The organism is Leptolyngbya sp. FACHB-711, assembly GCF_014695615.1.
Taxonomy (GTDB): Bacteria; Cyanobacteriota; Cyanobacteriia; order Elainellales; family Elainellaceae; genus Leptolyngbya_A.
This window is the reverse complement of sequence record NZ_JACJOR010000335.1, coordinates 1-9,760: the sequence shown is the minus strand read 5'-3', so window position 1 is coordinate 9,760 and position 9,760 is coordinate 1. Positions and strand designations below refer to the sequence as shown.

General features: G+C 49.9%; 8 protein-coding genes. 2 read left to right on the top strand and 6 right to left on the bottom strand.

What is annotated here, in order from left to right:
• Nucleotides 1-153: 153 nt before the first annotated feature.
• The gene (locus H6F80_RS13780) at nucleotides 154-1,083 is read right to left on the bottom strand and encodes a phytanoyl-CoA dioxygenase family protein (RefSeq protein ID WP_190792113.1); all 930 of its coding nucleotides are present in this window, start codon (nucleotides 1,081-1,083) and stop codon (nucleotides 154-156) included.
• Between the two features lie 712 nt (nucleotides 1,084-1,795).
• On the opposite strand from H6F80_RS13780, the gene H6F80_RS13775 reads away from it, so the two are divergent.
• Entirely contained in the window at nucleotides 1,796-2,152 is a 357-nt protein-coding gene (locus tag H6F80_RS13775; RefSeq protein ID WP_190792112.1) for a DUF4345 family protein, read from the top strand.
• 215 nt (nucleotides 2,153-2,367) lie between these two features.
• Here the strand turns inward: H6F80_RS13775 and H6F80_RS13770 are convergent, their stop codons facing one another.
• Together H6F80_RS13770 and H6F80_RS13765 are read right to left on the bottom strand one after the other, a co-directional pair.
• The gene (locus tag H6F80_RS13770; protein ID WP_190792111.1) at nucleotides 2,368-2,685 is read right to left on the bottom strand and encodes a hypothetical protein; all 318 of its coding nucleotides are present in this window, start codon (nucleotides 2,683-2,685) and stop codon (nucleotides 2,368-2,370) included.
• Between the two features lie 451 nt (nucleotides 2,686-3,136).
• Nucleotides 3,137-3,511 (bottom strand): SnoaL-like domain-containing protein, encoded by a 375-nt coding sequence (locus tag H6F80_RS13765; RefSeq protein WP_190792110.1) that lies wholly within the window; start codon nucleotides 3,509-3,511, stop codon nucleotides 3,137-3,139.
• 153 nt (nucleotides 3,512-3,664) lie between these two features.
• Between H6F80_RS13765 and H6F80_RS13760 the strand changes: the two genes are divergently transcribed.
• Complete coding sequence (locus H6F80_RS13760) at nucleotides 3,665-4,132, top strand: MarR family winged helix-turn-helix transcriptional regulator (protein ID WP_190792109.1); 468 nt, start codon at nucleotides 3,665-3,667, stop codon at nucleotides 4,130-4,132.
• Between the two features lie 65 nt (nucleotides 4,133-4,197).
• On the opposite strand, the gene H6F80_RS13755 is transcribed toward H6F80_RS13760, so the two are convergent.
• The 3 genes from H6F80_RS13755 to H6F80_RS29435 all read right to left on the bottom strand — a co-directional run.
• Nucleotides 4,198-8,667: an ATP-binding protein gene (locus H6F80_RS13755; protein ID WP_199296565.1), complete on the bottom strand. Its 4,470-nt coding sequence runs from the start codon at nucleotides 8,665-8,667 to the stop codon at nucleotides 4,198-4,200.
• A 407-nt stretch (nucleotides 8,668-9,074) separates the two neighbouring features.
• Nucleotides 9,075-9,530, bottom strand: a complete 456-nt coding sequence (locus tag H6F80_RS13750; protein ID WP_347277877.1) for a hypothetical protein — start codon at nucleotides 9,528-9,530, stop codon at nucleotides 9,075-9,077.
• Nucleotides 9,531-9,576: 46 nt separating this feature from the next.
• The coding region (locus tag H6F80_RS29435; protein WP_206755068.1) for a hypothetical protein at nucleotides 9,577-9,760 on the bottom strand (184 nt) is incomplete at its 5' end.

Genomic DNA, 9,760 nt, shown 5'->3' with positions numbered 1-9,760 from the left:
GCTGTTAATGTCCCTATTGTATCGACTTTAACTATATCGGCTCTGTATTATATTAGCTCCGTATCGGTTGCTAAGTATCCGCTGCTCAGTAGTACAACAAAGTAGTACAACAGATTAATACGATCGCGGTGGGAATTCTGGGCAGCACGAGCTTTAAGAGTGGCAATAAGCTTTCTCCTGCTTTCGCTGCGGTAAAAGGTTCTGATATTCCCAGAGCACTTCTCGCTGTCGCGCTGTAAATGGGTGATCCATGAAAGGAATCCCTGATTTGAAAGAGAAAGTTTTACAGAGTTGCGGATTAGTGGGCTGTCGGCTCGTGTAATGGTAGGAGGCTGCAATTCGCTGTCGATTCGAGCGCGGAACCTTACCATGATGAAACACCTGAGCGGCTGCAGCAAAAATAATGGTTCCGGCTAAACCCGTACAGGCTTTCCACTGGCAAGGCGAAACGGCTGCCGCCATCGCGTCATCATCAATAACATAATTTGAGGCTTTGAATGAGCGCATTGAGGGAGTTAAAGATTTGGGAATGTATTCAAAAGGACTATCCTCAATCCCAACATCATTGAGATAAATGCTGATGCGAATAATATTTCGATCGTCTTGATCTCGATGCCATAATCTTGTGCCAACCTGCTTCCCGTCATTCGCCTCTTTTCGGGCAATGACCCCATGATAAGCAATAGGTAAACCAATGCAATTTTCGACAATATTGAGAATTCGATCGTCCAGCCCCCACAAATAAAGCGCTGGATACTCCTTTGCAATCCGGCTGGGATTAACCGGAGCGCAATGCCGAAAACCCTCTTCGTATTCTATCTCCTCCGGATTTGCGAATGCTGATTTTCCCAGATTTTGAATCAAACGGTTAGATGCTTCTTGCAGGGATGGAGTCGAAGAAAAGCACAAATCGTCTAGCGATCGAACAGCAACCCCCTCATGATTAATTTCATCCACAATCTGGCGATCAACCGGAGATAGAGCGGGCAGTTTTTGAGCATATTTCACCTGCTCCAACCGATAGCTAAAATCGGAAGCTGTTTCGGAAATCTTCTTCTGAACTTTATGCAAAATAGGCTTCATATTAAACTTCAACTTATCTTCCAGAGGGTTCTTTCAGGCAAAAAGCTTGCTATTCGGTGAATCGAAGTCGAACTTCTGATAGCAAGACAGCGAATTATCTTGATGCAACCCGGAGAAACGTTATTCCTAACTTCATTCTCAGCTTCATGCTTTGCCTCTTAAAGCGACCAATACCGCAGATAAGCGAAGCTGCCTTGTAGATTGCAGTGGATTGCAAAAGCTGGTGCTGTGAAATGGCTTTAGCACTCCTGTTAAATATGGCTTAACCCTGGAGAAGCAATTTTCTCTGGAAACACAGCCCAACTCCACGAACAATAAATCACATTAATGATTAGATACTTCTAATCTAGTCAGGCAGAACTAGAAATACATCTGACAAATGGAGGACTAACGATCGCGTGAGATCTAGCTTGCGAAGGGCTAATATTTCATCAATTTAGAAGGCGGATTTTATCTTTATAGCAACAGCCTTCCCCTATAATTTCGCCTATAGTTTCGAACTTTCTAGACCATCAAGCCACAATGTTGGTAGATACCAGGTACAGAGCGGAGGAAGTGGCAATGGTGCAGGCAGGATTAACCGCCGGAAGTGGAAGTAAGAAGTGGAAATAAGAAGTAGAAGTAAAAGTTCAATCAGGAGTTCTATCGATCGACAGTCCCTCACTCCTGCACAGACAGCCCCAAATAGAGATAGTTTTTCTTAATTCTGCTTGTGGAAACCTTTATCCAGCTTGCCCCTAGTTTTGCCGCCGTGTTCCTGCTCCTTCTCGGAACCGCCGCGTTGCTCTTTCCCAAACCGATGGCTGCGTTTGTCGGCATTCAACCCATTGCCCCCATTGGCGTTTCTGAAATTCGATCGACGCTGGGGAGCTTTTTTATCGGGTTAGCCGTAGCCTGTTTATGGCTACAGTCGGCGGAGGCATTTACGGTTCTGGGGGTTGCTTCCCTGGGAGCTGCGATTGTCCGCTTAATGTCTAGTGTGGTCGATCGTAGCGTCACCGTTAAGAACCTGGGTGGGGTTGTCACAGAGCTACTGCTGAGTGTGCTGTTTCTCCTAAGCTGGAGTTAATTAATGCCAGATACAGGAAGGTAGGGAGACAAGTCCAGGCTTACCTCCCACACCATTAATCTGTTTTTGTGACTGAACCAGGAATGTTGCACTGAATCAAACAATTGGGAGAACAGCTTCGAGTCATTCGGGTAGAAACTGCCTTGCAACGATCACGAGTTTATCCCCAACCGTCATCACTCAGTGGCCACACGATCGATTAGCTCTTAAGCTAATTAGCTGTTAAGCGTTTCGTAGCGTTCCTGCTCGGCACGGGAGTTTCGAGCATTCAGCGTTTCATTCCGCTCTTGCTCCCAGCGAGAGTTTCGAGCATTTAGCGTTTCGTTGCGCTCTTGCTGGGCACGCGAGTTTCGAGCATTCAGCGTTTCATTCCGCTCTTGTTCCCGGCGGGAATTACGGGCGTTGAGTTGGTCTTGTTGTCCTTCGCTGATCGTCTGAGAAACTGCTCCAGAATGAACGAAATTGCTAAATGCGGGCGTTGCAGCAGAGACAAGAACGATCGCAGACAGTGTTGCAAAAATAGAACGTCTCATGATTGATACCCCTTGGGTTTTGTTGAATTGAATGTAGATTCAAAAGGATAAACTGAGTTGATAAGTGATCGATTCACTCTCATGACATAATTTCAAACGGAAATAATCGCAAAAGAGATTCTGGTTTGACGCACTGCAACTGGAAAGCGTGTAGTGGGCTAAAGTTGTACAGTCATCGTTTGAGTTAAAGCGATCGCAATTTGATTCAACGATGCACAAATCAAAGCAGACTAGAACAAAATGGTTCCATCAATAAGCAAAAGCGGTACTCTATTGGATGAAGAGGTTGGGTTGGATGAAGGGGTTGGCACACACGTTGGCTGATTGCCGAAATTAACAGACTCACGATCCAGAGAATTGGATTTCTCCATGCGCGTCACGATTGAATGCTGGCGATCGAAACCGAACCGGGGGCGGATGAGTTTAAGGTTGAGCATCTGGACAACACCTCCTACGCTCCGTAATAAAACCGTTCGTGGAATACTTTGCCGTCTCTCCACTGCTGCACCGAGACCTGGTGGTAAGTGCGCTTGCCCCAATCCTGATGCGTGTAATCGTAGAACCACTCGGAGATAATGACGTTTTCGCCAAAGGCAACATTCTTGAGTTCGCCCGCCCGAAACTCGACAATCTTGCTAAAAAATTCCTCTTCTCGTTGACGGTTGGCGTCCTTGCCGATCGTGGGCGGATGTTCGTTTTCTTGCATGACAACATCATCCCCGTAGTACTTCTCAAAGGCTTCCATTGCTTTGCCTGACAGCACTAGATTTTTGATGTCCTCGAAGGCAGCTTTGAGATCAACCGTTGTTTCCAGATTCGTAGTCATGATTGAATGCCTCCAAAAAGGGGTGGATAGAGTAGTTCCAGATTTGATGATTGCGTTTGGAGTGGTTGCATTTGGAGTGATTGCATTTGCAACTAAAACTAAGTTAACACCCTTTAGTTGAAAGTGCAACTATTTTTTTGGCATACTGGGCGTATGAACACTCAACCTCAACTCAATCAGCTTTATAGCTCGGTCTGGCGTTTGTTTCTGACTGCTCACAAACGACTATCTGACCAGATTGAGCAACAATTAGCTCAGGCAGAGTTGCCGCCACTGGAATGGTACGATGTGCTGCTGAGCTTAAAGGAAGCTCCGAATCATCAGCTCCGCCTGAGTGAGCTAGCAGACAAAACATTGCTCAGTCGCAGTAACCTGACTCGCTTGGTCGATCGTCTGGAGCAGGCAAAGTTGCTTTGTCGTAAATCTTGCCCCAGCGATCGTCGGGGAACCTATGCGGCGCTGACTCCTGCTGGGCTGTCGATGCAGGAGCAAATGTGGTCAGTTTATGCAGCGGGCATCGTCGAGTACTTTGCGGCTCATGTCAGTGAATCAGAAGCCAAAACCCTACAGCAAGTTCTCCAGCGTCTTCTGGCGGCGGCAGAAACAAGAGTAGACCCGTGATATCAACTGGTGAATCAGGTGCAGCTCCGAGCAATGAAAGATCGCCCTCCAGATGCAGAAATTGGCTAACTCTGAAGCAGTTCTGCGACCGTCTGCACTAGATTTTCTGGCTCAATGGGCTTGGAAAGATGCCGCTGATAGCCTGCTGCCATTGCCTGCTGATAATTAATTTCCCCGGCATAGGCGGTGAGGGCGATCGCGGGAACCTGTCCGCCCTGCTCTAGGGGCAGTGATCGAATTTGCTGCATTAGCATATAGCCATCCATATCCGGCATGCCAATATCACTGAGCAGCATATCCGGCGGGGATTGGGTGAACATTAAGAATCCTTCGCTAGCAGTTGAGGCAGTTGCTACCGTTGCGCCTGCCTGCTCCAGCACAAATGTCACAAATTCACGGGAATCTATTCCGTCATCAATGACTAACACCTGGATTCCATTCAGGTTCAGCGATGATTCAGTAAGGGGGCGATCGGAACTTGCCGTTGGCGAAGAAGACATCAACGGCAGCTTCACCGTGAACATTGCGCCCAACCCTTCACCCTCACTCTCGACTTTTACAGTACCACCGTGGAGTTCGACCAGATGACGCACGATCGCCAATCCCAGTCCTAACCCGCCAAATTTCCGGGTGGTTGCACCGTCTTCCTGGCGGAAATAGTCAAACACATAAGGCAGGAAATTTGACGGAATGCCTTTGCCACTGTCGCGAACGGTGATTTGCGCTTGACCGTCTACCGGTTCTAATCGCACCTCGACTTGTCCCCCAGCAGGCGTAAATTTGACGGCATTCGAGAGCAAGTTCCACACCACCTGCTGCAAGCGAGTAGCATCCCCAAAGACCTGCCCGACTTCAGTATCCAGATGGGCTGCGACTGAAATAGATTTTGCTTCTGCGGCAAGACGCACTGTTTCGATCGCTGATTGAACCGTGGCAGCTAAATTGATTGGACTGACATTGAGGCTGAGTTTGCCCTGAAGAATGCGGGAGACATCGAGCAAGTCTTCAATCAGTTCCGCCTGGAGTTTGGCGTTTCGTTCGATTGTGCTGAGTGCCTGGAAAGTTTTAGCAGCATCCAGTTTGCCCGTTTGCAGCAGCCTTGCCCAGCCCAGAATGGGGTTCAGGGGCGATCGCAGTTCGTGGGAGAGAACCGCGAGGAATTCGTCTTTGATCCGGTTTGCTGCCTGTGCTTCTTCACGGGCCATTTCTGCGTTCGATCGCGCCTGCTGTTCGGCTTCATAGAGCCGGGTATTTTCGATGGCGATCGATGCCATTTGGGCAAGCTGCACCAGGATAGACTCATCGGTTTCGGTAAACTCGCCTTCGTATTTGTCCGAAAGCTGGAGCAATCCAATGTTCTGTCCGTTGCGTCCGATCAGGGGAGCCGCGAGCCAGCCGCGCATGGGGGGATGTCGGTCTACTGCTTCGCCAAATCCTTTCCAGTGCGGGTGAGCCTCTAGTTCGGCTTGGGTCATTCGCAGCGGGCGATTCAGATGACAGACGCAGGCATAAATGCCCGTTCCATTGGTCAGTTCGTTGTAGTCTCGCCACTGAGCATACTTCTCTGACAGGGAAACGGCAGTAATTGCCTGTGCCCAGTTCTGGTTGATGGTCAGACTGGTAACAGACTGGTGAGCACCGATAATCGCAGCCGCCTGATCAGTGACGACTTGCAGGACTTCTTGCATCGAAAGAGCAGAATTGATGCTAAGTGCGGCGATCGTGAGCTCCTGCGACTGATTTACATAATGACGTTCACGCGCCAGTAAAGCTTCACGTTCCAGCTCGGCTTGTTTACGAGCGGTAATGTCCCGCTGAGTGCCCCAGACACGCACCAATTTCCGGTTTTCAATGATGCCAATCAGGTTATTCAAAAAAATCTTGGGATTCCCCTGTTGATCGACCTCGTAAGACTCTGCATCACTGAGCCGAAAGCCGCCGCGAATAAAGGCACGTAAATACTCCAGATTGCGAGAGTCTGCTGGCGCAAAAAAATCCGTTAGCCTTGCTCCAATGAGATCTTGAGGAGAGGCAACGCCATACATCTCAGCAAACCTCTGGTTGCACTCTGCTAGGTAAGCGTGTTGGTAGAAGCATTCTAGCTGCTCTGCCTCAGGGCGATCGATTTCGATGGGTTGCTCGACTTCAAAACGCCAAATGCCTTCTGAACTCTGCTGCACAAAGGCTCGATAGCGTTCTTCACTTCGTTCTAACGTTTGGGAGACTTCTCGCCGCAGTTGTGCCAGCTTCAAAGTCGCCTCCACGCGCGCCAGCAATTCACGGGCAGAAAAAGGCTTGACCAAATAGTCATCGGCTCCCGCTTCGAGTCCTTCAATGCGAGCCTCTTCCCCAGCACGGGCAGACAGCAGAATAATGGGAATTTCTCTGGTTTGTGGGTCGGTTCGCAAGGCTTGCAGCAAACCAAAGCCGTCCAGGTTGGGCATCATGACATCCGTGAGAACCAGATCAGGAGGTTGCTGACGAATTGCAGCCAGAGCCAATGCCCCATCTGGGACTGCTTTGACTTCGTACTGCTGACTCAACAACCGCCGCACATAGTCGCGCATATCGGCATTGTCGTCGGCAAGGAGAATGCGAGCGGCAGCGGCAGGGGAAAGGGAAGAGGGGGGAATGGGGAGTGAGGCGGTGGAGAGTGGGGGAGATAGGGTTATGACTGATTCGTTGCCTGTGCTTACCTCCGATAGCCAGCGAAGGGCTTCTTCCAGGTAGGGGTTCGAGTTGAGTGCCGTCGAGACAAGGGTGCGAGCTGCGGTTAGGCGATCGGCTTCGCTGTGTTGTAGGCGTTCGGGCGGGAGATGAGCCGTTCCCGTGGGAATAGAGAGGGTAAAGCAGGTTCCTTGTCCTTCGATGCTCCTCACAGCGATCGTTCCACCATGAAGCTTCACCAATTCCTGCACCAGAGAAAGCCCGATTCCCGAACCTTCAAAGCTGCGTCCCTGTGCGCCTTTAACGCGATGAAACCGCTCAAATAAATGGGGTAGCTCGGCGGCGGGAATGCCAATACCCGTATCCCGCACCCGCAGTTCAACATGGTCGTGCTGCCACTGTAAACTGACCGCAATTTCGCCTGTAAAGGTGAACTTCAAGGCGTTTGAGAGCAGGTTAAACACCACCTTCTCCCACATTTCGCGATCGACATACACCCATTCTGGAAGGGGCGGACAATCCACCAGCAGGCGCATTCCTGCCCGCTCAATCACCGATCGAAACACTGAAGCTAATTCTGCGGTGAAGGTTGCTAAATCGGTGGGTTCATAGGAAGCCTGCACCCGTCCCGCTTCGATCCGGGAAAAATCCAGCAGCGTATTGACGAGCTTAAGCAATCGCATCCCATTGCGCTGCACCGTTTGAATACGCTCCTGCTGGTTTGGCGACAAGGGTTCGTCTGGATCGTTTAGCGCATCCTCAGCCGGAGCCAGCATCAGGGTCAGGGGTGTGCGAAATTCGTGGGAGACGTTGCTAAAAAAGACAGTTTTGGCGCGATCGATTTCTGCGAGTGCCTCTGCCCGTTTGCGTTCTTCCTCATACGCCTGAGCATTGGCAATACTCGCCGCAATTTGACCCGCCACCAGATTGATAAAGCCCTGATAGCTATCGTCAAATAGCCGCAGAGGATTTAGCCCAACCACTAAGACTCCCGCTCGTCCGGTTTGTCCAGAAGGGGCAATGGGTACGGCAACGGCTTGATGGGGCGGACGCTCCCAGGCTCCCGTGGGGAGATGACTCCATCTCGCAGTTAAGTCACGGATTAAAACGTTTTTTTGCGTTGCCAGCACTTCAGCAAGCGACCAAGCAGAGGGAGAGTCTAGATCAGCAGTTTGCAGCACCGCAGGATGACCCGGATCAATGCCGCTTGTCCCTGCTAAAACAATCTGCTGCTGGTCGGGATCGACCAGATAAATCATCGCAAAGGGCAAATCATAGGGATTGCTATACAGAGCTTCGATGCTGAGACTGCAAGCCTGGTCAAAGGTGCGGGCATCTGCTGTTTTTGCAGCGAGTTCTCGCAGCAGTGCGAGTTGACGTTCGCCCACAATTCGCTGAGTGTCGTCGGTACAGGCGCAAAGCAGCCCGCCAATATCCTCACGATCGCCCGGAATGGGGCTGTAGGAGAACGTCACATAGGTTTCTTCCGGGTAGCCTTTGCGCTCCATAATAAAGGGCAAGGCTTCGTCAAACGTTCCCTCGTTTTTGTGAATCACCGATTCGATTCGGGGTTCAAGCTGATCCCAGACTTCGCGCCAAACTTCAGTTGCAGACTGTCCCAGCGCAGCGGGATGCTTGGCGTGGAGAAAATCTCGGTAGGCATCGTTGTAGAGATTAATCAGGTCTTCGCCCCACCAAACAAACATGGGTTGCCGTGAAGTCAGCACAATCCGCAGCGTGGTTTTTAGACTCTGCGACCAGGTTTCGACCTCACCCAATGGCGTTTTTGACCAGTCCATCTGGCGCATCAGGCGCCCCATCTCGCCACCGTTGGCAAACAGATTGTTGGAGATTGAAGCAGTATCCATAGCGGGCGGAGAAGTGGGGGAATCGATCGAGCGTTAATTCAGTTTGGCAAGTTGGACAACCGGTTAAATGTTGCTGAACAAATCTTTCTCAGCGTGATTCTGTTTATTCGCGGGTTCACTGAAGCAACCCATCAGCCAATGACGGAATCCGATTGGCAGCAAGGTCTTTAAAGAATAATTATTATTACCGGATCGTGCAAATCTATCTTTAGGTAGGGGGGCAAGAGATTAGGTAGAGGGGCGAGATATCGATGCCATTCTGCCCCTTACCGCTGCTGCTTGCACAGGTGTGATATTACGATGCCGGGTGAAAGCAGTTAGACAAAAAATTCCCCGAAACGTTAAATGCTCCGGGGAAGGCAATGCTCATCAGGTTTAACAGATTAGAAAATTAGATAAAATTGAGATCAGGATTCAGCGGGTTGATAAATTCCCCACTCTGAGATTCCACGATTGCTAAGGATTTCTTCTGCCGGGCGAATCTCGTCCTCAGTTCCTTCCACCATGATCAGGTACTTACCGCCTTGCAGTTCGTCACTATATGCCCGGGCTTTTTCGTCTGGAATTCCCATCTTAATGAGTGCTTGAACTAACTGATTCGCTGCAACTGCCGCAACTCCTGTACTTGCTACCGTGGCAACCATCGCTGCTCCTAAACTTCCGGCGGCAATGATAACCCCAAGTCCAGGGAGAGCTAAGCTCGATAGCCCTAATAGGGTAAACCCGGTCGCACTAATCGTCGCAGTATCCCCGACGATCGCGTTTGCTTTATTAACTTTGGTGTCTCCCAGATGGTCGCTAATCTCAACCTCACCAACTGTTTTGTTTTCCAGGTGTTTTCCGACCACTGAAACCTGGCTCATTGAAAAACCAGAATCGTTCAAGTGATTTAGCGATTCCTCAAGGTCCTCACGTTTCGTGAATATGCCAATTGCACGTTTTTGCTGAGTTAAAACCATTTTCTCCTCCGGACTCAATCAACTGCATTAATAAAGACTGATTCTCATCTTTTTGCATTGGCGATATTTTTACAGACTTGACAAAGCCATTCATTGATCTGGGGAAGGAGTTTAAAGGGTTATCAGAGAATTTT